The organism is Mesorhizobium sp. WSM4841 (assembly GCF_055811515.1).
The window spans coordinates 70,854-96,046 of sequence record NZ_JBVVQC010000001.1; the positions used below are offsets into that span (position 1 = coordinate 70,854).

Here is a 25,193-nt window from a genome sequence, read left to right on the forward strand (position 1 = left end):
AAGGTATTACCTTGTGGGCCGAATTTCAACCTTCGCAAACGGCTGCCGGAGCCGTCATTTTGTGACTTGTCTTCCCAGGCGCCTTTTGACGTCGTAATCCGCAGGCAAGCACCCTATCTACGCCGCATGAACGACATCACGACCAGACGCGCCCTTCTGCTCGTCAATCCAAAGGCGCGACGCGGGCAGGAATCTATCGCACCGATCGTCGAACGGCTGGAGGCCGGCGGGCTCCGCGTCAGCGTCGAGACGTTTGAGGCGCTGCCCGAGATAGCACGCGATATCGTACGCCTTCGCCATAGGGCCGACCTTGTGATCGTGTGCGGCGGCGATGGCTCGGTGTCCTCAGCGGCGGTCGCGGCCATGGAAAGCGGGCTGCCGATGGGCATCATTCCAATGGGGACGGCCAACGATCTGGCACGAACGCTCGAAATACCGTTGGATCTGCGGAAGGCCGCCGACGTGATCGTACAGGGCGGAAGGCGTCTGATCGATGTCGGGACCGTCAATGGTCACGCTTTCTTCAATGTTGCGAGCATCGGCCTCAGCACCGACCTTGCCCAGGGTCTCGACCCGGCACTGAAGAAACGTTTCGGCCGGTTTGGCTATGCCGTGGCGGCCATGAAAGTGTTGACCAAGGCCCGCCACTTCGAAGCAAGGATTACCGAAAAGGGCGTAGCGACCGAAGTCGAGACTTACCAGATAGCAGTCGGCAACGGCCGACACTATGGCGGCGGCAACGTGGTTGAGGAGACGGCGGAGATCGATGACGGCCATCTCGACCTGTACAGCCTGGAAATGACGAACCTCTGGAAGATGGCGCTCTTGCTGCGCTCGTTCCGCTCAGGCACGCACGGCGCCTGGAGCGAGGTTCGCACGGCCAGATGCGTCGAGTTCGACATCGAGACGAAAAGGCCGATGCCGGTGAACACCGATGGTGAGATCGTCACCTCGACCCCGGCGCATTTCAAGGTCCACCCGAAGGCGATTTCGGTCTTCGCTCCTGCGGCCGCGCGCATGCAGCCCCGCACAAAGGTGCTTGGTGACGCGGTCAGCGCAAACAGCGGCTAGACTGGCGATCAAGCGCGCGTCGAATAAACTCAACCGCCCCGCGGTCATCTTCGGATGGAGTGCCTGCTTGATTCCCCTCGGCTCGTCAGAGCCTGGCGAAGGTGATTTGCGACACCGTGGCACGACCGGCCTCAACGTCAGCTCAAAGCTGACCGAATGCCTCCCAAAGTGGCTGCAGGCTTGCAGATTGACGAGAACGACAGCTATCCACCAAAGTTCCAGACATTCTCCCGCTAGGTTTGCGCTGTGCGCGTCGTGTTGGCCAGGAGCTATCGTGTTCCTGATTGCAATCGTCGTGGTTGCATAAGCACAAAAAATTAACGCGCCCAACGGTAATTAGGCTTTGGGAATAATTACGCAACTTGTTCTTTCTAGGTCGATAAAGGCCAGAAGCAACACGTTGGTCACGTGCCCGACTCTCGATGCAGCTGACGATTCGACTGGATCAGGTGGAATGATAAATAGCCGGTCTGACGTCGCGACGGGCCAAACTGACCAAGGCTTCCTTGAGTTGGAGGCTCCCTTGGTATCGGCGATCATACCTTGCCTGAACGAAGAGCGCACGCTCGGCATCTGCATTCGAAAGGCGCTTGATGCGTTCGCAAAGCGGGGGATCAGAGGTGAGGTGGTCGTCGGGGATAACGGATCGAGCGATCGCTCGGTGGAGATTGCCCAGTCGCTTGGTGCGCGCGTCGCGCACCAGCCGGTCAAGGGCTACGGCGCCGCGATTAGTGCAGCGGCTGGGTCTGCGCACGGCAAGTACCTGATCATGGCCGATGCAGACGATTCCTACGACTGGAGCAAACTCGACGACTTCATCGACGCGCTGGAGGATGGCGCGGAGTTGGTCATGGGCAATCGCTTTGCTGGCGGGATAGAGCCTGGCGCCATGCCTCCTCTGCACCGATACCTTGGCAATCCTGTGCTTTCGACGATTGCGCGCTGGCTTCACCACTCTCCTATAGGCGATTTTCATTGCGGCATGCGGGGTTTCACTCGTGACGCGTTCCAAAGAATGGGCGCACGCTCGCCCGGTATGGAATTCGCTTCCGAAATGGTCATCAACGCGCATCGCGCCGGATTGATCATCCGTGAGGTGCCAATCAAGCTCTATCCAGACAAACGTGACCGCCCCCCTCACCTGCGCTCTTTCCGTGACGGGTGGCGACACCTGCGGCTGATCGTGGCTCATGCACCGGACACGATGTATCTTTTACCCGGACTAATCCTGCTGATCGCCCGTGTCATCGGGCTTGCCATCCTCGCTGCTGGGCCTGTCACCATAGGTGGGCAGTATTTCGGGATCCACTTCGTCGCGCTCTCGTCGATGGCAACATTGATCGGTCTTTCGGCCATTCTCTTCGGGACGCTGGCCAAGGTAGCGATCGCAATCTATCACCCTATGCCCGCAGGACTGATGATCGCCTGGCTGACGCGCAGTCGCCCGCTGGAATGGCTAGTCCTCTCCGGAGGTGTGCTCGCGACGGTTGGTTTCCTCGGGGACATACTGCTGGCGCTGCGATGGATCTTCGTTGGCGGATCAATGGAGCAATCCGTGCATCTGACCTTTGTGATTACCACGACCTGCGTGGCAGGCGTTTCCATGGTGCTTTCCGGATTTGTTCTCAAATTGCTCCTGGATAACCTGGACAATCGACGTGTCTGCTAACCATTCGGTTTCGGGGATTCCGGACCTGCTTGCCCCCCTTGCGGGCCTAGCTATGGATGGCGACGCCGCGGGGCAGATAGTGCGTGTTCTTGGGGACTGGACCGCATGAGACAAAGCAGGGCTGTTCCACGCGTCTGGGATACGGACTGGCTGATCCTACGCGCGCTTGCGCGACTGTTGCGGGAAGAAGCAAGTGCGCATGTCAGACAAGGCTCGCTGATGGTAGACCTTGGCTGCGGCGACATGCCGTATGCTGACATGATGCGTCAGATGAATATCGATTATTGCGGTGCAGACATCGGGGGTGATGGTTTCTTGCAAATAGACGAGCAGGGCCGTGTGCCGCTTGCCGATGGTGCCGCAGGTGCAGTGCTTTCGGTGCAGGTACTTGAGCACGTGCGCGACCTCGACGCCTATTGTGGCGAAATACGAAGGCTGTTGCGCGATGATGGCGTGCTGCTGCTATCTACTCACGGCACTTGGCTCTATCATCCTCACCCCGAAGATCATCGCCGCTGGACGCGCACCGGGCTTATCGTGGACCTCGCCAATCGAGGCCTCGAAGTGGAGGATGTGCACGCAATCGTCGGTCCGCTGGCAACTACCACACTGATCCGATCGACGGGATTTTCCTTCATCCTCAGGCGTGTGCCTATCATCGGTGGCATTTTGGCGTCCTCGTTGGCCGTGTTGATGAACCTGCGCGCTCAGTTGGAAGACCGGATCACGCCCGCTCACATACGCGATGACAACGCTTGTGTCTTCCTGGTACGAGCTCGCAAGGCTGCTGCATGACTGTGCGGCCCCCTCTCGCTTACGTTGCTGTCGCCGGCCTGTGCATAGTGCTACACAACGCCGTTATCATCTTGGCAGATAGTGTCGGTATGCCGCTGTGGTTCGCCGTGCTGCTGTCCTTCGGTATCGTTGCTTGCGCCGGGTATGTTCTGCATGGGTTGTTCACTTTTCGTCAGCCGCTAGCCCCGATTGGCCTGGTGCGTTACTTCATCGCAATGTCGGCAAATATACCGTTCGCTTTCGTTGCCACCTGGTTCTGGCATGAGCAGGTCGACCTGCCGATGACATTCGCCGCACCGATCGCTTCGGTCTGCATGCTAGCTCTGAATTTCCTGCTCGGTCGCTGGGCCATCGTCACGCCGACCCGCTGGACGGAGCTCAGGTGATTGACGATGAACACAACGATGTCGCCGATAGACCCGCGGCTCCTGCAAGTCATCCTATCGCGTCATCTCGCGGTGTATCGGACCAGGGCCCCAATTTATCAAGCGACGATGCTCGATAGTTTGCGTGAGGTATGGGCCGCGCGCCATCGGAACCTGCTCGACGTCGGCGGCGGCACAGGCGTGATTGCCCAGGCCATGGCGGAACTTTTCCCAGTCGACGAGGTCCAGGCAGTTGATCTAATCGATCGCTTCTGCTCCTCGCTCAGCGTACCAACCCGGCAATATGACGGCAAAACACTACCTTTCGCTGACGCAACTTTTGAAGCAGCGACGCTCAACAACGTGGTGCACCACGTTCCGGTCACTGCCCGTTCGGATCTCTTGCGCGAAATACGGCGGGTAGTAACCGGTCCACTTTATATCAAGGATCACGAAAGATGCGGCACGCTGGACACCCTGCGGCTCATGGCCTTGGATGCCATAGGGAATATCCCCTTTGGGGGCATGATCTGGGCGCGTTACCTCACTCGAGCAGAATGGGAGATGCTGGCCGCCAACAGTGGCTACCGCATCGCTTGTCGCGCTACACCAGCGCGGTATCGAAAAAGCGTCGGTGCACTGCTGTTTCCCAATCGGCTTGAAGTAACAATGCGCTTCGAGCCAGTATGACTGAATAACCCGTTGCGCATTCTCACGATCAGCCATTTCTATGAGGCCCATGGCGGCGGCATAGAGCGTGTCGCCGGACAACTGTGCCGCCAATTCGCACGCTTAGGTGCTGAGGCAGTCTGGGCGGCTAGTAATGCCGATCCAGCGCCGTATACCGAAGTTGAGGCGCACCCGCTTGCCTGCGCCAACCCAATAGAGAAGATCACTGGCCTGCCGATGCCCCTACCGGGTGCGCGCGCGATCCGAACCCTGGCTCGCGAAGTACGCCGCTGCGACGCGGTGGTGGCGCATGACGCATTGTACGTCACCTCGATACTCGCATTGTTGATGGCGAAAGCGCACCGCAAGCGCGTTGTCTTGATCCAGCATATTGCTGGCGTTGCTTTTTCATCGCGCGTGCTCCGCTCGGCAGTTGCACTGGCCAACATCCTCGTCACACGCCCCATGCTGAGGGCAGCCGACGCACTCGTTTTCATTAGCGATACCGTGCGACACGACCTTGTCGGTACGCCAGCCCGCATGCCGTGTTCTCTACTGTTCAATGGTGTCGACAGTGCAGTTTTTCATCCCGGCGAAGGTTTGGCTCCCGAGCCGGACGCTCTGGCCGGGGTGCCAATTGCGCCGGGTGCGCGCCGCATTCTCTTCGTTGGTCGCTATGTCGAGAAGAAGGGACTCAGGGTGCTACGCGCCCTGGCTGCGTCCAGGGAAGACCTGGCCTTTCTGATGGTCGGCAGCGGACCGATCTGCCCCGCCATGTGGGGACTAGCCAACGTCCATGACCTTGGGACTCAGAGCCCGCAGGCTCTAGCCGCTCTCTATCGCAGCGTTGACCTCTTGCTGTTGCCGAGCGTGGGCGAAGGCTTTCCGCTCGTAATCCAGGAGGCGATGGCTTCTGGGCTGCCGGTCGTCTGCGGTGAACCCAGCAACCGAGCCGACCCTAACGCAACCGACTGGCTCCGTGGCGTGACCATCGATCTCAGCGACGCGGAAGGCTCGGCCAGACGTTGCGCCCAAGCTATTAATTCCCTTGCACCCACATCTAAGGAACGGGCCGCCATGGCTCGCTACGCGTTAGCACATTATGACTGGAGGTCTATGGCGGAGCGTCTACTTGCGTTGGCACGAGGAGAGAAGCCCAATTCTCCTGAAAATCAGGGCGATGTTTGAATGCGAGCCTACGGTGGAGACCGATACCAGATAGGCACAATCGTAGTCGGTCTTATCATGGTGAAGATTATTCTGCTTTTCGTCCTTGCGTGGAATAGCCTCTTCGTCATGGACGAGTTCGGGCAGCTCGGATACGCCAAATATCTGTTCAGGGAACTTTTCGATACAATTCAGCCGAGTAAAGCGGCGGGATCGACAGCGTTCTTTAAGCTGGCGCACCTGGTAGGCTGGGATGCCACGTCTATTCTGCTTGTCGGGCGCATACAAACCGCGCTCCTGGGCTGCGCGATCGTTGCCATGGTATACGCCTGCGCCCGTGCGCTCGGGGAGGATCGCGTGCGTGCCTTAAGCATCGTTCTCGTCCTACTGTGCTTTTCGAATTTCATGGAGCGTGTTTTCCGAACAATCGCCGAACCGCTGGCGGTGTTCTTCGCGGTGGCTGCGCTCCTGGTCGGGGTGCGTGCACATGCGTTGAGTGCACGGCATATACTTGCTGCCGGCGTCCTAAGCGGACTGGCTTTCCTGGCCACTCAAAAATCGGTCTACTTCAATGTTGCGCTGGGGCTCGGCTTGGTCACTGACGCAGCCATGATGAGACGCTATTCAACTGGGCTGGCTCGCGGGGCATGCCTGGTGTTGGGGTGGACTCTTTCGATCCTTGCGTACTGCTTCGTTTTCGGCGGCAGCAACCCGGTCCCCATCGCCGAGACCCTAGTATTCGGTCCGATTGAAGTTGCGACCCGCGGGGGTGTTGAGTACGGCGGACTGAGGCACCTCGTGTTGCAGACGCTTTTGCGGAACGTAGTACTCTACGTCTTCTGTTTCTCTGGCATGGCTTTGTCACTGATGCGGTTCAGGCAGCTTGAGGAAAGAAATCGCATCGCGCTTGTCTTCTCGATCGTGATCACCGTTCTGGTCTTCATTCACGATCAGCCTTGGCCTTACGTATTCATCATGGCGTTGCCGTTCATGTCATTGTGGTCACTGGCACCATTGGATCGGATCGTGGCCAACACACGCCACTTTCGAATTGCATCGGTGGCGCTGGTGACCGCCGTGGTCCTAAGTTTCGTCAGCAATATTGTTTACCTCCGTTTCAACAACGCGGCGCAACTTGAACTGGTCGCGCGTGCAGAATCATTGCTCGCTCCGGGTGACCGGTACTTCGACGGCATCGGGATGCTGCCCAACAGGAGCGAACCGTCGACGTTATGGCTTGATAGACACTATGTCCTCGCGACTTTGCGACAGGGCGACAGATCCGAGGCCTATGAAGTATTCAGTAAGTCTCCGCCTAAAATGATCCTGTGGTCTTACCGCACGGAATATATCTATCCAGTGATCGCACCTCTGATCCGGAACAGCTATGTCACCGTCGCGCCAAACTTGAGGATTGCCGGCCGTCGACTTTACCTCGGTGAGCAGGAGGTCTTCGTTGTCCCAATCCCTGGCGTATACGGCCTGTACAGCACAACCGGAACGCCATTACGGGGCGCGGTTGACATTGACGGCACCGTCTTTGATCCGCCAGTCCACCTCTCAAGCGGGCCGAAGGCTGTAACTTTGCGGATGGGTTCAGGCGAGGCATTGCTCTTGCCACAAGGTTCGTACGCCGGACGCTTCAAACACGGCGGTGACAATTTGAGCATGTTTGCCAATGCCTACGACTGAGTGTTCGGGTGCATCCTGGGGGCGTGGTGGTATCAGAACGCATGCCAAGCTTTATCGCCCTTCACAGACCCAACCTGGCAGGTCATCATCCACTTCCAGCAATTTCCGCCTTCTGGCAGTCGCCTGGCCCCTACATGGCCTTCAGACGCGTCTTTGATCATTGCTTGAGGAACGCGCCCGTGTAGGTCTGGCCGGCAAGCCTAACGGTTCCGGCCAGGGTTCTGTCGGGCCGCATGACAAAACTGACGTCTGCGCCATTCGGTAGGCGCTCAAGCTTCAACGTAGTCCCCACAATTCGTCCAGCGCCGGCGGCCTCGCCCGGATGGTTGTCGCCCAGAGTTCCCCACGCATAGGTAACCGTCACCTTCCCATTGGAAGAAATCGTCTGAACAGCAAGTTTGGCGTCATACATCCCATCCAATCGTCCGGCCCATAGACCCGAAAAAACAGCATACTTTGTCGGAACGGCCTTGTCAGGGGGAGTGACCGCCACGGATTGATCCATAATTGCTGAGCCGGAGGGAACAGCGGCAGGATCCGAGGCAGTTTGGGCGGGAATGGTACCAGGTCCTAACGCGGGTTCGAGGGTGGGTCGCGGCGTTTCAGGAGCCGATTGGCACGCGGTTATGGCAAGCGCCGCGAAGCCAAGCATTGCGTTGCACATTCGGCGTGCCATCTTCTGGTGCCCCGGCCATCTCTAGATCTAGCGCAGGCTAACCTTATCGCGCGTTTTCACGACCTCTGTCTACCCAAGGTGTCTCGTACAAAAGCGGCTCGTCGAAGGACGTGCAGCGGTCGTGAGTGAACGCCTCATTCGTCGCCAAAGTAGCCGCCTTGGCGATGCCTTAAGCTGCTATCGACGCAGCGGCTGCCGATTCGTCCGCGATGCCATCCACCATTATATGGCCGATGCCCCGCGAGCATCGCTCGACCCGCGCCTCGACGCGATAAACGTCACGCAAGAGTGCCGGCGTAACGACCTCTTCCGGCGTACCGCAGGCGACCATCCGGCCGTCGGCGATGACGATGCATTTGTCAGCGAAGCGCAGGGCCTGATTGAGGTCGTGAATTGCGATCAGCACTGCAATCCCGTGTTTGCGCGCGAGCCCGCGCACGAAGCTCAGCACCTCGACTTGCCGGTGCAAGTCAAGCGCTGACGTCGGCTCGTCCATCAGCAGGATTTCAGGTTCGCGGGCGAGGATCTGGGCGATGCTTACCATCTGCCTTTGTCCCCCGCTCAGTTCGCCGACATTGCGAAAGGCAATATCCGAAATGCTGAGCGCGGCCAGGATGCCGTCTATGAGTGCGAGGTCGCCATCGCCGACCGACCAGGCCGAGCCCTGCTTGCGGGCGAGCAGGATCGATTCATAGACGGTCAGCACCGCGTTGGCTGCCGTATCCTGCGGCATATAGCAGATGCCCTCCGGTCCCTTCGCCGCTCCGTCGAGGCAGACGCGTCCCGGGCCCTTCAAAAGTCCGGCGATGCGCTTGAACAGCGTCGACTTGCCCGCTGCGTTGGGCCCGATGACGGCAACCACCTCGCCACCCCGAAAAATGGGAGTTGAAACGTCCGAAAGGACGAGCCGCGTCCCGTGGACGGCTCCGAGACCATCGAGCCTGATCGTTACCATGAGCGCCTCACGTTCGAGAGGATCAGCGAGATGAAGAAGGGAATGCCGACAAGCGAGGTGACGATGCCGATCGGGAAGATCGTGCCTGGAATGAGCGACTTGCTGGCAACCGAGCTCGCCGAAAGGATGAGTGCGCCCGAAAGAGCCGAGGCAGGCAGGAAGAAGCGCTGGTCTTCTCCGATCAGCATGCGGGCGATGTGCGGACCGACCAGCCCGATGAAGCCGATCGTGCCGACGAAGGCGACGGGAATGGCGGCGAGCAGGCTCACCATCATCATGGTTTCGAGCCTGAGCCGTGCGACCGTGACCCCAAAGCTCGCGGCCTTGTCTTCGCCCAGCCGCAGCGCCGTCAGCGCCCACGCGCGGCGTGCGAATATCGGAAGCGTTGCGAGAAGGATGAGGCTGGTGATGATGAGCTTGGGCCAGGTGGCCTTGGTGAGGCTTCCCATCGTCCAGAACACGACCGCTGCGAGCGCTTGCTCTGAGGAAAGATACTGGACGAGCGACAGCAGCGCATTGAAGGTGAATACGAGCGCGATGCCGAGAAGCACGATGGTTTCAACCGTCACCCCGCGCTTGAGACTCAGCAGGTGGATGACGAGCGCGGTCAGCATCGCCACCACGAAGGCGTTGAGCGGTACGACATATTCGATTGCCGCGGGGATGAGCGTGACGCCGAAGGCGAGCGCGAGCGCGGCGCCGAAGCTGGCCGCCGCCGAAATGCCGAGCGTGAACGGGCTGGCGAGCGGATTGTTGAGGATAGTCTGCATCTGTGCACCGGCGACCGACAGTGCCGCGCCGACGACCACGGCCATAAGCGCGATGGGAAGCCGGATCTCCCACAGCACGACACGCACCTGAAGCGGGACGCTGCTGGGAGAAACGAGCGCGAGCACAACCTGGTCCAGGCTGTAGCTGGCCGGGCCGAGCGCGAGGTCGATGCAAAGGCTCAGGAGCAGCGCCAGGGCGAGCCCTGCGAGGATGAGTTGCTTGCGCAGGACGAGGGCGCGGTAGAGGCCGCGCCCTTCTTTGGCTGACAGCGCCGCGGGTTCACTGCTCATCGGAGAGCGAGACCCAATGGCCAGGCCCGTATTCGACCGGCAGGAACTTCTCGTGCAACTCCTTGAAGGTGGCCTCAGCGTCCAGATCGGCGAACAGGTCGGGGTGCAGCCACTTGGCCATCTGCTGGATGGCGACGAACTGATAGGGGCTGTTGTAGAACTGGTGCCAGATGGCGTGCACCTGCCCGCTTTCCACCGCTTTGATGCCCGTGAGGGCAGGCCGTTCCGTCAGGCCCTTGAGCTTCTTCATTGCTGCCGCTTCGTCCGCGCCTGGACCGACGCCGACCCATTTGCCGCCCGGCACATAGGCCTCCCAATTACCGCCCGTGACAATCACCTGGTCAGGATCGCTTGCGATGATCTGTTCGGGATTGAGCGCGCCAAAAGTGCCCGGGATCAGATCCGCCGCGATATTCCGGCCGCCGGCCATCTCGACGAACTTGCCGAAATTGTCATTGCCGAAGCTCATGCAGCAATCGTCGGAATAGCCCCCGGCGCGCTCGACGAAGACGGTCGGGCGCTTTGGATCCTTCTCTGCGATCACCTCGGTGACGCGCGCGATCTGGGCGGCGCGGTAGGCGATGAACGCCTCGGCCCGTTTTTCCTGGCCAAAAAGCTTGCCGATGAGGCGCATGCTCGGCTCGGTATTGGTGAAGGGATGCTCGCGGAAATCGACATAGACCACCGGGATGCCAACGGCGGCGAGCTTTTCGATATATTGCGCGTCCTCGGTCGCCTGCTTGGACTCGATGTTCATGATCATCACGTCCGGCTGAAGCGCGATCGCCTGCTCGATGTCGAAGGTGCCGTCCTTGAAACCGCCAAAGGTCGGGATCGTGGCCATCGAGGGGAATTTTCCCAGATAGACGGCGTAATTGTCGGGATCAGCCTGGGAGAAATCCTCGCGCCAGCCAACGATTCGCTTGAAGGGGTTGTCGGTATCGAGCGCGGCGATCAGGTAAATTTGCCGGCCTTCGCCGAGGATGACCTTCTCGACCGGCGTCTTCACCTCGACCTTGCGGCCGCTAATGTCGGTGACGGTTTCGGCGCGCGTGCCGTGGGTTAGCGGCATCAAGGCCGCGAGGGCGACCGCGGCCGCAAATATCGATTTCAAAATCATTGTGCTCTCGCAATTCAGTTTACCGGCCCGGCTTTAGAAAACATGAATTGTGTAATCAAGAATTATCTTTTAGAGCAATTCCAATGTACCGCTTTTGGGGAGAGCGTTTCGGGCAATGACGGCTCACGCAAACTATTCGCTGCGCGACGAAATTCGGGACTATTGGTCTGACCGCGCCGAAACGTTCGACCTGCAGGTCGGCCACGAGATTTTTTCCGAGCGCGAGCGCGCTGCCTGGCATGCGCTCATAAGCAGGCACCTTGGGCCAGGCGCCGGGCGGGCGGCTCTGGATCTCGCCTGTGGGACAGGCGTTATTTCGCATCTGATGCACGATCTAGGCTTTGGGGTGACAGGCCTCGACTGGTCGGAAGCCATGCTCGCCAAGGCGCGCGCCAAGACACAAAACCGCGGCGCCGATATCCGCTTCATCGTGAGGGATGCCGAACGGACGCTCGAGGACAAGGCGAGCTACGATGTCATCGTCACCCGTCACCTGGTCTGGACGCTGCTGGATCCGAAGGCGGCCTTTGCCGAATGGTTCTCGCTGCTGAAGCCCGGCGGCAAGCTGCTGGTCATCGACGGCGATTTTGTCAGCCGCAACTGGGCGATGGGTTTGCGGGAACTCTGGGAGAAGCTCACGGCCGGCAAGTCCCGGGTCTCCGACAGTGACGGCGCCATGGCCAGACGCCACCAGAACATTCTTACTCGTGTCTATTTCTCGGGCGGCGCACGGGCGGAAGAGATAGTGCGCTTGCTGGCCGAAGCCGGATTCGAGCAGCCTGTCGTCGACTGGAAACTGGGCGCGATCCATCGCGCTCAGGCTCGACAGATGAGTTGGCCCAAGGCGCTCGAACGCGCCACTCAACAACGCTTCGCGATCTGCGCGACAAAGCCGCAGTAAACGCCTCGGCGTTGCATGGAGCGGGGACGGCACGACAGCGAATAGCTGCCGGTCTGCGTCAGCTCAGATGCGCCACCCAGGATTATTTCTCCTGGCTGGCGTCCTGCAAGATCATTTCCGATGCCTTCTCTGCGATCATGACCACTGGAGAGTTGGTGTTGCCGGAAACGATCGTCGGCATAATCGAAGCGTCGACGACGCGCAGGCCAGAAATGCCGTGCACCCGCAGCCGGCCGTCGACCACTGCCGTCGAGCCTGCGCCCATCTTGCAGGTGCCGACCGGGTGGAAAATCGTAGTGCCGATATCGCCGGCCTTGCGGACGAGATCTTCGTCGCTTTCATAGTGTGCACCGGGCAGCATTTCCTCAGGCGCGAAACGGGCAACGGCGCGCGCCTTCATCAAACGGCGGACGTGGCGGAGCGATGCTACAGCCACGGCCCTGTCTCCCTCGGTAGACAAATAGTTCGGCCGGATCTTCGGAGCCGCCTGCGGATCGGGCGTCCCTATGTGGACGGTGCCGCGGCTTTCCGGTCTGAGGTTGCAGACCGAAACCGTGACCGCGGGGAAGCGATGCAGCGGCTCGCCCAGCCGTTCAGTGCTCAACGGCTGGACATGATATTCGAGATCGGGCGTCTCCAGGCGTGGGTCGCTTCTGGCGAAGATACCCAACTGGCTCGGCGCCATCGATAGCGGTCCGCTGCGACGGATAGCGTATTCGACGCCCATGGCCGCGCGGCTGAACAGATTGTGGTAGCGCTGGTTTAGCGTCGAGGCATTGGCGACCTTGAAGACCGTGCGGATCTGCAGGTGATCCTGCAGGTTCTCGCCGACGCCTTCCAGCGCGTGGCGAACCGGGATTCCTGCTGCGCCAAGCACGGCAGGTCGGCCGACGCCGGAAAGCTCGAGCAGCTTCGGCGAATTGATCGCGCCGGCGGCAAGTATCGTCTCGCCTGCCCGCGCACGATGCAACTGGCCGCCCATGCGGAAGACAACGCCGGTGACGCAAGCTCCATCGAAATCCAGGTTCTCGGTCTCGGCGCCGGTTACGACGCGCAAATTCGGCCGCCGGAGCACGCCCCGCAGGAACGCCTTCGAGGTATTCCAGCGCACGCCCTTCCTCTGGTTGACCTCGAAATAGCCCGACCCCTCGTTGGTCCCGCCGTTGAAATCCTCGGTCCGGGGAATGCCGAGTTCCTCGGCAGCATCGCGGAAAGCATCCAGGATTGGCCACGACAGACGCTGGCGCTCGACGCGCCATTCGCCACCGGCGCCATGAAGGTCGTTGGCGCCACCAAAATGGTCCTCGGACCTGCGGAAATATGGAAGCACGTCATCCCAGCCCCAACCAAGATTTCCGGCTTGCCGCCAGCCATCATAGTCGGCCGTCTGGCCGCGCATGTAGATCATGCCGTTGATCGACGAGCAGCCGCCCAGAAGCTTGCCGCGCGGATAGTTGAGCGCACGACCGTTCAGCCCGGGCTCCGGCTCGGTCTTCATCAGCCAATCGGTGCGCGGGTTGCCCATGCAGTAGAGATAGCCGATGGGAATGTTGACCCAGTGATAGCGGTCGCTGCCGCCGGCTTCCAGAAGCAGCACGCGCATGGCTGGATTGGCCGACAGTCTGTTGGCCAGCACGCAGCCGGCTGAACCTGCGCCGACGATGATGAAGTCGTAGTGTCCAAAATCGGCAGCGGTCTGTGTCAATTGGACGTCCGTTCGCTTGCCATCCTGTCCCATAACGGACCCATGGCCTGGTTGATCTCGTCATACAGACGATAGCGCTGCTCATAGACCGGTGCGATCTCGCTATTGGGCTGGTAGCAGCGGTCGGGCGCGGTCATCGCGGCGGCGCCCGCGGAGAAATCGGTAAACAGGCCGACGCCTGTCCCGGCTGCAATTGCAGCTCCCAGCGCCCCCGTCTCGCGGCTGCGCGCCACGGTCACCGGCACGTCCAGCACATCCGCGAATATCTGCGGCCAGATGGCGCTGCGCGAGCCGCCGCCCGAAAGAACCGCCTGGCTGACAGGCGCTCCCGCTCGGCGCAGCGTCTCGACATGCCGCCGGTGTTCGAAGACGACGCCCTCGAACAGTGCGCGCAGCATATGCGCCCGTGTATGCCAGCCGGCGATGCCGTAGAAACCTGCACGCGCCTTGCCATTCTGCTGCGAACCGTAAAGGAAGGGGTGGTAGATCGGCATGTCTCCCGCGGGATCGACGGACGCAACAAGCTCGCTGCAGATTTCGAATGGCGATGCGCCTGCCGGCGGCGCATGCTCGAAGAACTCACGCACGATCCATTCGAGATTTGCGGCCGAAGTGGCGCTCGATTCGATGGCGAGGTAGCGCACCGGATCGAAGGTCGACAGCATGAAGATCGACGGATCGCGGATCGGCTCTTCGGTGATGACCTGGTTGATGCTCCAGGTGCCGGCAATGATCGAGGCGGCGCCGGTGCTGGTGACGCCCGAACCGATGGCGCTGGCGACGACATCGAACAGGCCCGCCACCACAGGCGTGCCCGCAGGAAGGCCGGTAGCAGCGGCGACATCCCGCGTGACATGGCCGGCGATGTCGGAAGCCTCCAGCACGTTCGGCAGCAGTTCCATGCAATCGTCGAGCCCGTAGGCGGCCAGCAACTCTCGCTCGTAGCGTCGATCAGGCATGTGCAAAAGCCCGCAGCCCGACATATCCGAGGTCTCGGTCGAGCGCGTGCCGGTGAGGCGGTTGACGATAAAATCCTTGCAGAGGAAGACGGTGCCTATTTTGGCAAAGAGCGCCGGGTCATGGCGCCTGAGCCACGCCAGCAGAGTCGGCGTCTGCGCCGCCCAGGGCCGTTGCAGGCAGTGGGCATAGGTCCGGTCGCCAACGCCCGCGGCCGCCCATTCGCTGACGATGCCGACACCGCGCGTGTCGAGCGACTGGATGCCGAGCAGCGGGTCACCGCCGCGGTCCAGCGCGTAGAGCCCGTTGCCGTGGCCGGCGCAACCGATTACCGCGATGTCGCGGGGATCGATGCCCGACTGGTCGAGGCATTGGCGGATGACCTCGACGGCGTTGCGCCATAATTCGCCGAGATCCCGCTCGACATGGCCGGGTTCTGGCATGCAGGAACGGCCGTCCCGGGCGGCAAGTGCGAGTTCGCGACCTGCGGTGTCGAAGATGATGGCCTTGATGACGGTATTGCCCGCATCAAGACCCAGAATGTATTGCTGCATTGAAGCTCCTCCCAAGCCGCCAAAATTTATCCTTGTTGGTAGAGCTCCCAGGCCGCCGCGCCGTCCGCATTCTCATGGATGATCGCCATCAATCCTCTCACGACGGCGCGAGGGTTGGAATGCTGGTATATGTTGCGGCCATAGACCATGCCTGCCGCGCCTTGTGCCATCAGCGCCTCCGACTTGTCGAAGACGGCGCGCAAATCCTCCCTGCCCCCACCGCGCACAAGGACAGGACAGCGCGCCGCCGCCACCACCCGGTGGAAGTCGTTCGGATCGGTGGTCGGGTCCGCCTTGATGATGTCGGCGCCCATCTCGCTGGCGAGCCGGGTCAGGGTGACGATCTTTTCGGGGTCGCCGTCGACCATGTAGCCTCCGCGCTCCGAGTTGGGCAGCATCGCCAGCGGCTCGATCATCAGCGGCAGCCCGTATCTTTCGCAGTCGGCGCGAACGCGGGCAATGTTGTGGACGCATTGCCGGAACAGGTCCGGCTCATCGGGCAGCATGAATAGATTGACGACCACGCAGGCCGCGTCCATCTCCAGCGCGCCGATCAGTGGTTCGGCTTCGTTCTGCAGGATGGCCCACATCGAGCGATGGCGGGTTTTGTTATATGGATTGCCGATGTCAATGCGCATGACCAATGCCGGCTTTTCCTTGCCGGACAAGGACTGCAGCAGATCGGCCTGGCCATAATTCATCTGAATGGCGTCCGGTCCCGCGGCAACCAGCTGGGCGACGACGCCGGCCATATCCTCGAGCCCTTCCAGAAACGACGGCTCGTTGCACACGCCATGGTCGACTGCGACGTCGAGACAGCGCGCCCGGCCAAACAACCGGTTCATGCGGACTTTCTTGTTGATGCGCATTCGGCGCTCCTTCCTTCGTCTTCTTGGGATAGCTGGTCGAGATCGACGCCGTGCCGGCGTTGCAACAGGGCGAGGAAATCGGTTCGCTCGAATGCCTTGCGCGCGGCGTCCCAGCTCTTTTCGACAGCCAGAATATCGAGAACCGCATCGAGAAGATCGGCCGAGAGAGCGCCGGTGATGGCGATTGTCGTGCGGCGAAGCAGCAGGTCCTCCAGCTGTTCGACATATTCATTGGCGATGAGATATTGGATCTCCCGGGCCGAGTAGTCGTTGCCGGGCAAGAGCTCGTCATGTCCCGCTGCCATATGGGCGGCGACGGCATCCGCTGCGGTACCGTAGCGCTCGAAGAGGCTACGCATGCGGTCAAGCGGCAGGCCGTTTGCGGCCGCGCGTTCTGCGCACCATTTTGCCGGGGCAATGGGAAAATGCCGGCCGCCGCCGATCGGCTTGTTTTGGGTGCCGACGATGCGCTGTCGGCACAATCGCTCGAGCACCATATCCGCTGCCAGTTCGCCGAACGACCGGAAGGTTGTCCATTTCCCGCCGATCATGCAGAGCGTCGGCGGCACTATACCGGCGCCCTCGATGAGCTCGCAGAAATGATCGCGGGGAATGCGCCCGGTAAAACTGTCTTGGCTTATCGGCAGCGGCCTCACCCCGGTAAACTGAAAGACGATGTCGGTATCGGCGATCTCGATTCCAGGAAACACGAAGGACAGGGACTGCAGGATGTATTGCCGCTCGTCATCCACGCAGCACGTCTGGTCGGGATCGTCGACACGGATATCCGTCGAGCCGACCAGCACGTTGCCGAGATAGGGGAACAGGATGCAGATCCGGCCGTCCTCGTTCTCGTAGTAGATCATGTGACCGTCGAGCGCGTCATGAAGCTCGCGATTGTCGACGATCAGATGCGAACCTTTGGTGCCGCCCATAAGCTTCGGCGCAACGGCTCCGATCGCCGAATTGGTCAGGTCGACCCAGCCACCTGTGGCATTGACCACGAGCCGCGGCTTCACGGCCACGGTTTCGCCAGACAGTCCGTCGTTAAGCACCAGGCTCGCGTCACCGAGCGATACCCGTGCATAGTTGAGCGCCCGGGCGGACGGCTTTTCATTCATGGTGTCGCGCAGCATCTCGGTACCCAGCCGCTCGGGGTGGCTGACCCAGGCGTCAAAGTATGTCGCCGAATTGCGGATAGCAGGATTGATTGCAGGCCAGACCTTGAGTGTTTCAGCGCGGCTCCTGAATTTGTGCGGCGGGACGATACGCCGCGCGGCGGTGAAGAAATCATACATCGCCAGACCGGTCTTGATGACCAATGCGCCACGCCGGCCCGGACGACGGCTTAGCCCAAGGAAGCGGAATGCGCCATTTGCTATGCCTGAGAACAGGTCGAAGATAGGCACCGTGGTTGGCAGTGGCGCAACGTAATGCGGCGCGTTCTTCAACAGCCGATCGCGTTCGAGCAGAGATTCGCGGACCAGCTTGAACTCGCCGTTTTCAAGATAGCGCAAGCCGCCATGAACCATGCGCGAGAGGGCTGCGCTGGCGCCGGAACAATAATCGTTTTTTTCCGCGAGCAGCACATTGACGCCCTGCAAAGCGAGTTCGCGAAACACGCTGATGCCGTTAATGCCGCCGCCTATGACGAGGACGTCAATATCGGGGTTCTCGTGCAAGCCGGCGATCGTCTGGATGCGATTCATCTCAGGACGCGCTTTCGATCACGCATCTATCGCCACGAGATGCCCGGCCACCGCCGCATCGATGGCGATCAGTTCCGCGGCGCTCACTAAAATCTCCCCTGCCCTGGCGTTGTCGAGCGCCTGCGTCGCGTTTCGCGCTCCACACAACGCGAAGGTGATGCCGGGCTGCGCCAGCGTCCAGGCGATGACGATCTGCGCCATGCTTGCCTGGTGGACCTCCGCGACCGGGGCCAGGGCATGCTTCAAAGCGGCTACCTTGCGCCGGTTGGCCTGAGAGAAGCGCGGGTTGTCTTTGCGCTGGTCGTCGCCGCTGAACTCACGCGCCGGATCAATCGCGCCCGAAAGCAGGCCGAGCGCAAGCGACGAATAACTGAGCGCAGCGACCTGATGCTGGCGCGCGATCGGCAGCAATGTCTGCTCAATCTCGCGATCCAGCATCGAATATCTTTCCTGGATCGCATCGAGCTGGCCAGCGGTCACGTAGTGCTGCAGCTCGGCGGGGCTGAGATTGCTTGCGCCGATGGCGCGGATCTTGCCAGCTGATTTGAGGCGTTCGAGCGCTTGCATTGTTTCGGCAATGGGGGTCGTCGGGTCCTGCCAATGGGTGATGTAGAGATCGATATAATCGGTGCCGAGCCGCCTCAGGCTCTGTTCCACTTCATAAGCGATGCCCTCGGCGCCGAGATATCGGTTCACCGGCGTTCCGTCCTGATCGAAGAAGTGATTGCCCTTTTTCGAATGCCAGTTCAGGCCACATTTGGTGGCGATGACCGCGCGGTCGCGCCGGCCCTTGATGGCCTTGCCGACGATCTCCTCGCTGCGGCCGAGACCGTAAGCCGGCGCGGTGTCGATCAGCGAGACGCCGGCATCGATGGACGCCTGGATCGCAGCGATCGATTCTGCTTCATCCGTGCCACCCCACATCCAGCCGCCGATGGCCCAGGTGCCGAGTCCCACCGCCGAAGCGACAACGCCGGACTTGCCGATTGAGCGGGTGATTTGTCGAGAATTCATGCTGCATTTCCTTCGGCGAGCTCGAGGATCTTCAAGCCGGTGGTTTCGTCGGTGACGAGAGTATCGAGGTGAGAGCCGCGCATGGCACTGAGGATCGGGACCACCTTGCTTGCGCCGCTGGCGACCCCTATCGACTGCGGAATGGTGGCGAATTCCTCGAGCGTCAGCGAAACCAGTGAGTGGTTGAGGCGGTAGTCGGCGAGCTTACCGTTGCTGTCTATGAGATGGGCGAGCAGTTCGCCCGCCGCGCCCGAGCGTTCGATGGCCAGCCGGTCGGCGCTCGAGGACGGGTGCAGATCGTAGTAGCTCGAATCGTCGGTCAGGATGGAGCCGATGCCGACGACCGCAAGTGTTGCTTCCCGCGCCTTGCTGAAGACATCCGAAACCGCCCGCACGCCCATCAGCATGTCGCGTTGGGCCGGGCTGTCGGCAAACAGCGGCGCGTGAACCTGATAGGCGCGCCCGCCGAGTTTGTCGGCCATCAGAGACGCGACATGATTGACGTCGGTGTAATGCTTACCCTGAACCAGGCCGGTCGCGGGAACGACCTCGACGTCGTAGCTTCGGTTCGGCTTGAGGCCGGCGACGACGGCACTCACTCCTTTGCCCCCGGTAATGGAAATCGTGTCGCCGTCCTTGATCGTCTCGAGCACCAGCCTCGCCGCGGCCTCGCCGACGCGCTGAAGGGCAGTCTGCGGATTGTCCGAAACGGAAGGAACGACGACGGCCCTTTGGAGTCCCCCTATCGCGACAAGTCGCGCCTCGATGTCGACCAGTTGCTCGATCGGCGACTTAATCTTGATCTCGACAAGCCCGAGTTGGTGACCGCGCTTGATCAGCCGGTTGACGGTCGCATGCGAGATGCCGAGCTCCTTGGCGATTTCCGCCTGCGTCTTGGCTTCCATGTAATGAAGCACCAGCGCCTGATACATCTGGCGGACGATCGTGACGTCGTCCCGCGAATTGGTTGGTGACATGATGGATGCTCAACTCTCGCCGCTGCTGCTCAGGATTTCCTGCGGTGCAGGAAGTGATCGATCGATACCGCCGCGAGCAGGATGCATCCCTTGATCATGTCCTGCCAATAGACGGAAACGTCGAGCAGGATCAGCGAACTTGTGACGACCGAGAGCAGCGCCATGCCCAGTATGGCGCCGAAGATGGTGCCCGAGCCGCCATTGAGCGATGCTCCGCCAATCACCGCCGCGGCGATGATGTTGAGCTCCATGCCAGCGCCGAAGGTCGGGGTCGCAGCGCCAAAGCGTGACATATAGATGACGCCGGCAAAGCCCGCGAGGGTGGAGCAGAGAACCGTTACCCAGAATTTGACCTGCTTGGTCTTGATGCCCGAAAATTGGGCCGCCTTCTCGTTGCTGCCGGTATAGAAGACCTTGCGGAAGGCGGTGGCACGCCGAAGCAGAAAATCGAAGATGGCCACGACCACAACAAAGATGACGATGACATAAGGCACATTGCCGAAGCTGCCCTGGCCGATCGCCTTGAATCCGGGCGGCAGGGTGAATAGCGACAGCGGGGTTCCCTTGGTGATGACAAGGCAGAGACCGCGCACGATCACCATCGCCGCCAGCGATGTGATGAAGTGATTGAGCCCGATAACGGTCACGAAGAAGCCCATCACCGCACCGATCAGCGCGCTGGCGCCTATGCCGATGAGACTCGCGGTCCACGGGTCCAGACCCATCAGGAAGAGAGCGCCTGACACGACCATGGAGAAGCAGACCACCGACCCGACGGAAAGGTCGATGCCGCCGACAATGAGGAGTATCGTCATGCCGACCACGACGATGCCTTCAATGGAGAAGCTCATCAGCATCGCGCGGAAATTCCCCCAAGTCAGGAAATGCGGCGAGGCGAATGTCATGGCGAGGCACAGCGCCAGCATGATTGCGATCAGCCCCGCCTCGCGCATTGACCCCAGACGCAGCCAGTTGCGCCCGCCAAGCCCGGGGGCGCTCGCCTTGATTTCGGCGTCCATGAGGGTTCCTCCGGTCTGTCTAAGCGACATTCTGAACCTGCCTTGCGTTTGATCGTTGCTGGCGGACACCCGAAGCCAGCAGCATGATCGCTTCTTCGGTCAATTCGTCCGCCTCAAGTTCGCCGACGAGGGCACCTTCGCGTATGACAAGCACCCGGTCGCTGAGCCCGATCAATTCCGGAAGCTCGGATGAAATCACGATGACGCCGACGCCCCGCTCGGCGAGGTCGCGAAGCAGGCGATGAATTTCCACTTTGGCGCCGACATCAACCCCGCGTGTGGGCTCGTCCAGAATGACCACCTTGGGGCCGACCGAAAGAAGCCTGGCGATGGCGACTTTCTGCTGATTGCCACCACTAAGCGTCGACACCTGTGTCTCGATGCCGCCCATGCGCACACCGTGGCGCTCGACCAGGTCGGTGGCTTGCTTTGCCTCGGCGCGGCGATCGAGCAGCCCAAGTGGTGTGGTCAGTTTCCGAAGGTCCAGCGCGGAGATGTTCGAGGCAACCGATAGGTCGAGGAACAGGCCAGACGCCTTGCGGTCCTCGGAGAGGTAGACCAGGCCGGCGCGCACTGCATCGCTGTAGGTCCTGATGCTGACCGGCTCGCCATTGAGTTCGACCGATCCCGACAGCTTCGCGCGCAAGCCGCAAACGGTCTGAGCCATCTCGCTGCGGCCAGCGCCAATCAATCCGCCGATGCCAAGAATTTCGCCTGCACGAAGCGTGAAGCTGACGCCGTCGGAACCCGCTCGATAGGAGAGATTCCCGACCGACAGCACGGGGCGGTCGGTGCGCCGTTCAGGCGAGAGCTTTTGCGGATAGAGCTGCGTAATTTCGCGCCCGACCATCTTGCGCACGACATCATTGGGAGTGACCGAAGCGATAGGATCGGTCGCTACATATCTGCCGTCACGAAACACCGTGACGCGGTCGCACAGGCTGAAGATCTCGGCCATGCGGTGGCTGATGTAGATGATTGAAATTCCGCGCGCCTTGAGATCGCGGACGATTGCGAAAAGACGCCGCGCCTCGGTCTCGGTCAGGGCGGCCGTCGGCTCGTCGAGCATCAGCACCCGGCATTCGAGCGTCAGCGCCTTGGCGATTTCCACAAGCTGCTGGTTGGAAATCGAAAGCTCGGCGACCGGCGTCTCGACCGAGATCGGCGCCAGCAGGTCCATTATCTTCTGCGCATCGGCGTAGAGCCGGCGAAAATTCATCAGCGGCGCACGCCGATTGTTGATCGCCGCCATGAGAATATTCTCGGCGACCGTGGCATCCTGGCAGAGCGCGATTTCCTGATGGACGAGGCCTATGCCAAGCCGCTGCGCGGCGGATGGCGATGCGATGGTGACGTCCCTGCCTTCGAGACGAATGGTGCCTTCATCGGGTTGCACAATGCCGGCGATGATATTCATCAGCGTGGACTTGCCCGCGCCATTCTCGCCGCACAGCGCGTGAATTTCGCCTCGCTGCAGCGTGAAATCGACCCCGGTCAGCGCTTTGATGGCACCGAAGGATTTCGATATGTCGCGGATTTCAAGAATGGCGGCGGCAGTCACTCCGTCCCCCTGCAGCGTTGAAGTTGACGGTAATGGCCCGGGTCGACGGGGCGCGAACGCGCCCCGTCCCGCTTCGAGCATCTCCGAAGAGCCCGAAGGCATAAAGTCGGACTTATTCCTCGATGCCCTTGGTGCCGCGCCGCGTGAGGTAGGCATCCCAATAGAAATCATCGGCGTTTTCCGCAGTGACGATGGAAAAGCCGTTGTCGACGAAAGGCACGCCCATGCCGTTGAAGCCCGACCGCCGGGCGTCGTTCATCGGATCGATCAGCTCAGGATGCTTGGCCAGCCACAGCAGCATGAAGCCCATATAGCCCTGCATGCCCTGGTTCGGGTTGACCGAGCCGAAGATTTCGCCGGCCTTGATCATATCGAGGATCTTGGCGTTGACGTCCGCCAGCATAACCCGGATCTTGCCGCCGCCCTCCTTCGCGGCCTGCGCGGCGCCGATTGCCGAGTTGGCTTCCGGCATGAACACCGCGCCCAGTTCGGGATGCGCCTGGGCAAGGCTGAGCACGGCCTGATAGGCCTTCGTCGCATCCTGATTCGACGCCGCGCGGCCGACGAGCTTCATATCCGGCCATTTGGCTTCCATGCGGGCGATGAAGGCGGCGATGCGCTTGTCGTGATTGTCCTGTCCGGGGTTTTCAAGGACCGCGTATTCGCCCTTGCCGTCCATCGCCTTGGCGACTGCATCGGCTGCATAGGTACCTTCGGCGACGTTGTCGGAGGTGATGTAGGACACTCGTTTGGAGTTGGGCGAATCCGCGGCGAATGTGACTACTGCCGTTCCCTGGTCGATGGCCCGGTTGATTGGCTCGATGAACGGATCGGAGTTCATCGGATGCACCAGGATGCCCGCCGGCTTCTGAGCCAGCGCCTGGTCGAATGTCGCTATCTGCTTGTTCACATCGTATTCGGGCGTTCCGGTGTATTCGGTCTCGCAACCGAACTGCTGTCCAGCCTGCTTGAACATCTCGTAGACCGGGAACCAGTATTCGACGCCGGAAACCATGACGTTCATGACGTATTTTTCACCCGGCTCGCACTTGAACGGGTTAGCGGCCTGGGCCGCGGCGTGGCCTGCCCCCAACACTGTGGTCGCTGCTGCCGAAATGGCGAGCATGCTCAAAAATTTGCGCAAGAGTCCTCCCTCGGCCGAAGCCTGGTCAATTGGGCGGCCTGACACTTACGTGCCGCCGCTTGTGGTTGATGAGACCGAACCTTCTCCCGAGGCCCAGCAGCTGATCATTCGCAGGAGTTGGCTCGAGTGTCAATAAAATTCACATGCTGAAATATATTTCACAGACTGGCTGGCAGTGACGAGCACCGATGGGCCGCCAGTGTTGGTGAACGAACGAGCCGGGCAAGCTCAGGTCAGCGGTTTCAAACTGACCTGCCGATGTTTTCCAGCATGACCTGCGACCGTTTTAGGTCAACGCAGCCACGGGTTGAATGTCAGGGACACGCCCGCTTCCGCTCTGGGACCTCAGAACATCCAGCCTGCAGCTAGACATGCACGGCAATCGAATTGCGCTCCACGATTTGGGCCGCCAGGACACGGTGCTCGAAAGGTAACGTAGCCTCCGCAAGCCTCTTCAAGAGAAGCTCCGCCGCCGCCGCTCCGATCAAGTGCGCTGGCTGCGCGATGGCTGTGATACCTTGGGCCACGAACTGCATCCAGTCGAGATCGTCGAAGCAAAGCAGCGAAACGTCTCCTGGAATCGCAAGCTTCAGTGCGGAAGTCGCCTCCAGAACGCCTGTCGACATCACACCGTCGGCGGTAAATAGAGCGGACGGTGCATTGCGCATTGTCAGCAGATCGAGCGCCTCCTTGCGGGCTGCCTCGCTGGAATAGACCGCCACCCGGCGGACCAACTGCAGATCCGGCTCGATACCTGCGGCACGATGAGCTTCCAGATAACCCAACAGCCGTTGCCAGCTTGGATGGTGGTAGCGAACGTCAGCGCTGGAGAGATCGACGTTTGCCACAAACGAGCCGACATCATCGCGCTGGCCCGGACCCAGTTCGGCCAGTATGCCGATGCGGCTGTGTCCGGCCTCAATCATCGCAGCGATGCTGCTGCGCGTCGCAGAAACGTTGTCGACCACCACGGAATCGGTTTCCAAGCCCGCCACGATGCGGTCGAACTGCACAACGGGACAGCGGCCCGCGACCGCCTCACGAAGATGATCCGGCTCGTCCACGAAGGTCGACGAGACGATCAAACCGTCGACCTGCTTTTCCAGCAGCAGTTGCACCGCCTCCCGCTCGAGTTCGGCATTTTCGTCACTATTCGTAACGATAACCCCGAAGCCGCCACGGCGCGCGACATCCCCTATTCCACGCAAGACGCTCGCGTAGAATGGGCTTTCGATATCGCCGACCACAACTCCGATAGTCTGCGTCTTACCGGTGATCAGACCTTTTGCCAGGCGATTGGGGCGGTAGCCCAGCGCAGCTGCGGCGGCGCGCACTTTCTCCTGAACCTCGGGGCTGCTGTAGCCGTAGTCGCCAAGCACACGCCCCGCCGTGGCGGAGCTGACCCCGGCCCGGCGAGCAACCTCTATGATGGTTGCGTTTTTCGACGATCTTTGAATCACTCAGCAAGCCCCGCCGCCCATTCGTGGTCGTAAAGACGAGCTAGTGGCAGTTAGGCCCACCCCGCAAGTCCGAACACCGCAGC

General features: G+C 60.9%; 22 protein-coding genes. 8 read left to right on the plus strand and 14 right to left on the minus strand.

Annotated elements, in window-relative coordinates; all coding sequences use genetic code 11:
* The first annotated feature begins 126 nt into the window (after nucleotides 1–126).
* The 7 genes from AC0L14_RS00400 to AC0L14_RS00430 all read left to right on the plus strand — a co-directional run bounded on the left by AC0L14_RS00400 (nucleotide 127) and on the right by AC0L14_RS00430 (nucleotide 7,428).
* The gene (locus AC0L14_RS00400) at nucleotides 127–1,071 is read left to right on the plus strand and encodes a lipid kinase (RefSeq protein WP_473526389.1); all 945 of its coding nucleotides are present in this window, start codon (nucleotides 127–129) and stop codon (nucleotides 1,069–1,071) included.
* 523 nt (nucleotides 1,072–1,594) lie between these two features.
* Entirely contained in the window at nucleotides 1,595–2,740 is a 1,146-nt protein-coding gene (locus AC0L14_RS00405; protein ID WP_473748334.1) for a glycosyltransferase family 2 protein, read from the plus strand.
* Nucleotides 2,741–2,845: 105 nt separating this feature from the next.
* On the plus strand, nucleotides 2,846–3,535 hold the full coding sequence (locus AC0L14_RS00410; protein WP_473636996.1) for a class I SAM-dependent methyltransferase: 690 nt from the start codon (nucleotides 2,846–2,848) through the stop codon (nucleotides 3,533–3,535).
* Nucleotides 3,532–3,921 (plus strand): GtrA family protein, encoded by a 390-nt coding sequence (locus AC0L14_RS00415; RefSeq protein ID WP_473636997.1) that lies wholly within the window; start codon nucleotides 3,532–3,534, stop codon nucleotides 3,919–3,921. The genes AC0L14_RS00410 and AC0L14_RS00415 overlap by 4 nt, the downstream gene beginning before the upstream one ends.
* 6 nt (nucleotides 3,922–3,927) lie before the next feature.
* Nucleotides 3,928–4,590, plus strand: coding sequence for a class I SAM-dependent methyltransferase (locus AC0L14_RS00420; protein ID WP_473636998.1), 663 nt, complete (start codon nucleotides 3,928–3,930; stop codon nucleotides 4,588–4,590).
* 12 nt (nucleotides 4,591–4,602) lie between these two features.
* Nucleotides 4,603–5,757, plus strand: a complete 1,155-nt coding sequence (locus AC0L14_RS00425; RefSeq protein ID WP_473748335.1) for a glycosyltransferase family 4 protein — start codon at nucleotides 4,603–4,605, stop codon at nucleotides 5,755–5,757.
* A 57-nt stretch (nucleotides 5,758–5,814) separates the two neighbouring features.
* Nucleotides 5,815–7,428 (plus strand): DUF7055 domain-containing protein, encoded by a 1,614-nt coding sequence (locus AC0L14_RS00430; RefSeq protein WP_473748337.1) that lies wholly within the window; start codon nucleotides 5,815–5,817, stop codon nucleotides 7,426–7,428.
* 157 nt (nucleotides 7,429–7,585) lie between these two features.
* On the opposite strand, the gene AC0L14_RS00435 is transcribed toward AC0L14_RS00430, so the two are convergent.
* The 4 genes from AC0L14_RS00435 to AC0L14_RS00450 form a co-directional block, all read right to left on the minus strand.
* A complete protein-coding gene (locus tag AC0L14_RS00435) occupies nucleotides 7,586–7,933 on the minus strand; it encodes a hypothetical protein (RefSeq protein WP_473748338.1) in 348 nt (115 codons plus the stop codon).
* A 340-nt stretch (nucleotides 7,934–8,273) separates the two neighbouring features.
* A complete protein-coding gene (locus tag AC0L14_RS00440) occupies nucleotides 8,274–9,059 on the minus strand; it encodes an ABC transporter ATP-binding protein (protein WP_473748339.1) in 786 nt (261 codons plus the stop codon).
* Nucleotides 9,053–10,120: a FecCD family ABC transporter permease gene (locus tag AC0L14_RS00445; RefSeq protein WP_473637004.1), complete on the minus strand. Its 1,068-nt coding sequence runs from the start codon at nucleotides 10,118–10,120 to the stop codon at nucleotides 9,053–9,055. The genes AC0L14_RS00440 and AC0L14_RS00445 overlap by 7 nt, the downstream gene beginning before the upstream one ends.
* A complete protein-coding gene (locus tag AC0L14_RS00450; protein WP_473637005.1) occupies nucleotides 10,110–11,240 on the minus strand; it encodes an ABC transporter substrate-binding protein in 1,131 nt (376 codons plus the stop codon). Before AC0L14_RS00450 ends, AC0L14_RS00445 begins: the two co-directional genes overlap by 11 nt.
* Before the next feature lie 115 nt (nucleotides 11,241–11,355).
* On the opposite strand from AC0L14_RS00450, the gene AC0L14_RS00455 reads away from it, so the two are divergent.
* Nucleotides 11,356–12,141, plus strand: coding sequence for a class I SAM-dependent methyltransferase (locus AC0L14_RS00455; RefSeq protein ID WP_473637006.1), 786 nt, complete (start codon nucleotides 11,356–11,358; stop codon nucleotides 12,139–12,141).
* Between the two features lie 82 nt (nucleotides 12,142–12,223).
* Here AC0L14_RS00455 and AC0L14_RS00460 read toward each other — a convergent pair whose 3' ends face one another.
* The 10 genes from AC0L14_RS00460 to AC0L14_RS00505 all read right to left on the minus strand — a co-directional run bounded on the left by AC0L14_RS00460 (nucleotide 12,224) and on the right by AC0L14_RS00505 (nucleotide 25,110).
* The gene (locus AC0L14_RS00460; RefSeq protein WP_473748340.1) at nucleotides 12,224–13,846 is read right to left on the minus strand and encodes a GMC family oxidoreductase; all 1,623 of its coding nucleotides are present in this window, start codon (nucleotides 13,844–13,846) and stop codon (nucleotides 12,224–12,226) included.
* Nucleotides 13,843–15,357, minus strand: a complete 1,515-nt coding sequence (locus tag AC0L14_RS00465; protein WP_473748341.1) for an FGGY-family carbohydrate kinase — start codon at nucleotides 15,355–15,357, stop codon at nucleotides 13,843–13,845. Before AC0L14_RS00465 ends, AC0L14_RS00460 begins: the two co-directional genes overlap by 4 nt.
* Before the next feature lie 26 nt (nucleotides 15,358–15,383).
* Nucleotides 15,384–16,226 carry a class I fructose-bisphosphate aldolase gene (locus tag AC0L14_RS00470; protein ID WP_473748342.1) on the minus strand — a complete coding sequence of 281 codons (843 nt, stop codon included), beginning with the start codon at nucleotides 16,224–16,226 and terminating at the stop codon, nucleotides 15,384–15,386.
* Nucleotides 16,199–17,935 (minus strand): glycerol-3-phosphate dehydrogenase/oxidase, encoded by a 1,737-nt coding sequence (locus tag AC0L14_RS00475; RefSeq protein ID WP_473637010.1) that lies wholly within the window; start codon nucleotides 17,933–17,935, stop codon nucleotides 16,199–16,201. Before AC0L14_RS00475 ends, AC0L14_RS00470 begins: the two co-directional genes overlap by 28 nt.
* An 18-nt stretch (nucleotides 17,936–17,953) precedes the next feature.
* A complete protein-coding gene (locus AC0L14_RS00480) occupies nucleotides 17,954–18,949 on the minus strand; it encodes an aldo/keto reductase (protein ID WP_473748343.1) in 996 nt (331 codons plus the stop codon).
* Nucleotides 18,946–19,926, minus strand: coding sequence for a sugar-binding transcriptional regulator (locus AC0L14_RS00485; RefSeq protein ID WP_473526402.1), 981 nt, complete (start codon nucleotides 19,924–19,926; stop codon nucleotides 18,946–18,948). Before AC0L14_RS00485 ends, AC0L14_RS00480 begins: the two co-directional genes overlap by 4 nt.
* Nucleotides 19,927–19,955: 29 nt before the next feature.
* Complete coding sequence (locus tag AC0L14_RS00490) at nucleotides 19,956–20,945, minus strand: ABC transporter permease (RefSeq protein ID WP_123147198.1); 990 nt, start codon at nucleotides 20,943–20,945, stop codon at nucleotides 19,956–19,958.
* Between the two features lie 19 nt (nucleotides 20,946–20,964).
* Complete coding sequence (locus AC0L14_RS00495) at nucleotides 20,965–22,506, minus strand: sugar ABC transporter ATP-binding protein (RefSeq protein ID WP_473748344.1); 1,542 nt, start codon at nucleotides 22,504–22,506, stop codon at nucleotides 20,965–20,967.
* A 112-nt stretch (nucleotides 22,507–22,618) separates the two neighbouring features.
* A complete protein-coding gene (locus AC0L14_RS00500; protein ID WP_123147196.1) occupies nucleotides 22,619–23,650 on the minus strand; it encodes a substrate-binding domain-containing protein in 1,032 nt (343 codons plus the stop codon).
* A gap of 365 nt (nucleotides 23,651–24,015) precedes the next feature.
* Nucleotides 24,016–25,110 (minus strand): LacI family DNA-binding transcriptional regulator, encoded by a 1,095-nt coding sequence (locus tag AC0L14_RS00505; RefSeq protein WP_473484743.1) that lies wholly within the window; start codon nucleotides 25,108–25,110, stop codon nucleotides 24,016–24,018.
* Nucleotides 25,111–25,193 lie beyond the last annotated feature (83 nt).

Coding starts and splice junctions, on each gene's coding strand:
- AC0L14_RS00400 (WP_473526389.1), top strand. CDS start 127: ATGAACGACATCACGACCAGACGCGCCCTTCTGCTCGTCAATCCAAAG.
- AC0L14_RS00410 (WP_473636996.1), top strand. CDS start 2,846: ATGAGACAAAGCAGGGCTGTTCCACGCGTCTGGGATACGGACTGGCTG.
- AC0L14_RS00415 (WP_473636997.1), top strand. CDS start 3,532: ATGACTGTGCGGCCCCCTCTCGCTTACGTTGCTGTCGCCGGCCTGTGC.
- AC0L14_RS00420 (WP_473636998.1), top strand. CDS start 3,928: ATGAACACAACGATGTCGCCGATAGACCCGCGGCTCCTGCAAGTCATC.
- AC0L14_RS00430 (WP_473748337.1), top strand. CDS start 5,815: ATGGTGAAGATTATTCTGCTTTTCGTCCTTGCGTGGAATAGCCTCTTC.
- AC0L14_RS00435 (WP_473748338.1), bottom strand. CDS start 7,933: ATGGATCAATCCGTGGCGGTCACTCCCCCTGACAAGGCCGTTCCGACA.
- AC0L14_RS00440 (WP_473748339.1), bottom strand. CDS start 9,059: ATGGTAACGATCAGGCTCGATGGTCTCGGAGCCGTCCACGGGACGCGG.
- AC0L14_RS00445 (WP_473637004.1), bottom strand. CDS start 10,120: ATGAGCAGTGAACCCGCGGCGCTGTCAGCCAAAGAAGGGCGCGGCCTC.
- AC0L14_RS00450 (WP_473637005.1), bottom strand. CDS start 11,240: ATGATTTTGAAATCGATATTTGCGGCCGCGGTCGCCCTCGCGGCCTTG.
- AC0L14_RS00455 (WP_473637006.1), top strand. CDS start 11,356: ATGACGGCTCACGCAAACTATTCGCTGCGCGACGAAATTCGGGACTAT.
- AC0L14_RS00465 (WP_473748341.1), bottom strand. CDS start 15,357: ATGCAGCAATACATTCTGGGTCTTGATGCGGGCAATACCGTCATCAAG.
- AC0L14_RS00470 (WP_473748342.1), bottom strand. CDS start 16,226: ATGCGCATCAACAAGAAAGTCCGCATGAACCGGTTGTTTGGCCGGGCG.
- AC0L14_RS00475 (WP_473637010.1), bottom strand. CDS start 17,935: ATGAATCGCATCCAGACGATCGCCGGCTTGCACGAGAACCCCGATATT.
- AC0L14_RS00480 (WP_473748343.1), bottom strand. CDS start 18,949: ATGAATTCTCGACAAATCACCCGCTCAATCGGCAAGTCCGGCGTTGTC.
- AC0L14_RS00485 (WP_473526402.1), bottom strand. CDS start 19,926: ATGTCACCAACCAATTCGCGGGACGACGTCACGATCGTCCGCCAGATG.
- AC0L14_RS00490 (WP_123147198.1), bottom strand. CDS start 20,945: ATGGACGCCGAAATCAAGGCGAGCGCCCCCGGGCTTGGCGGGCGCAAC.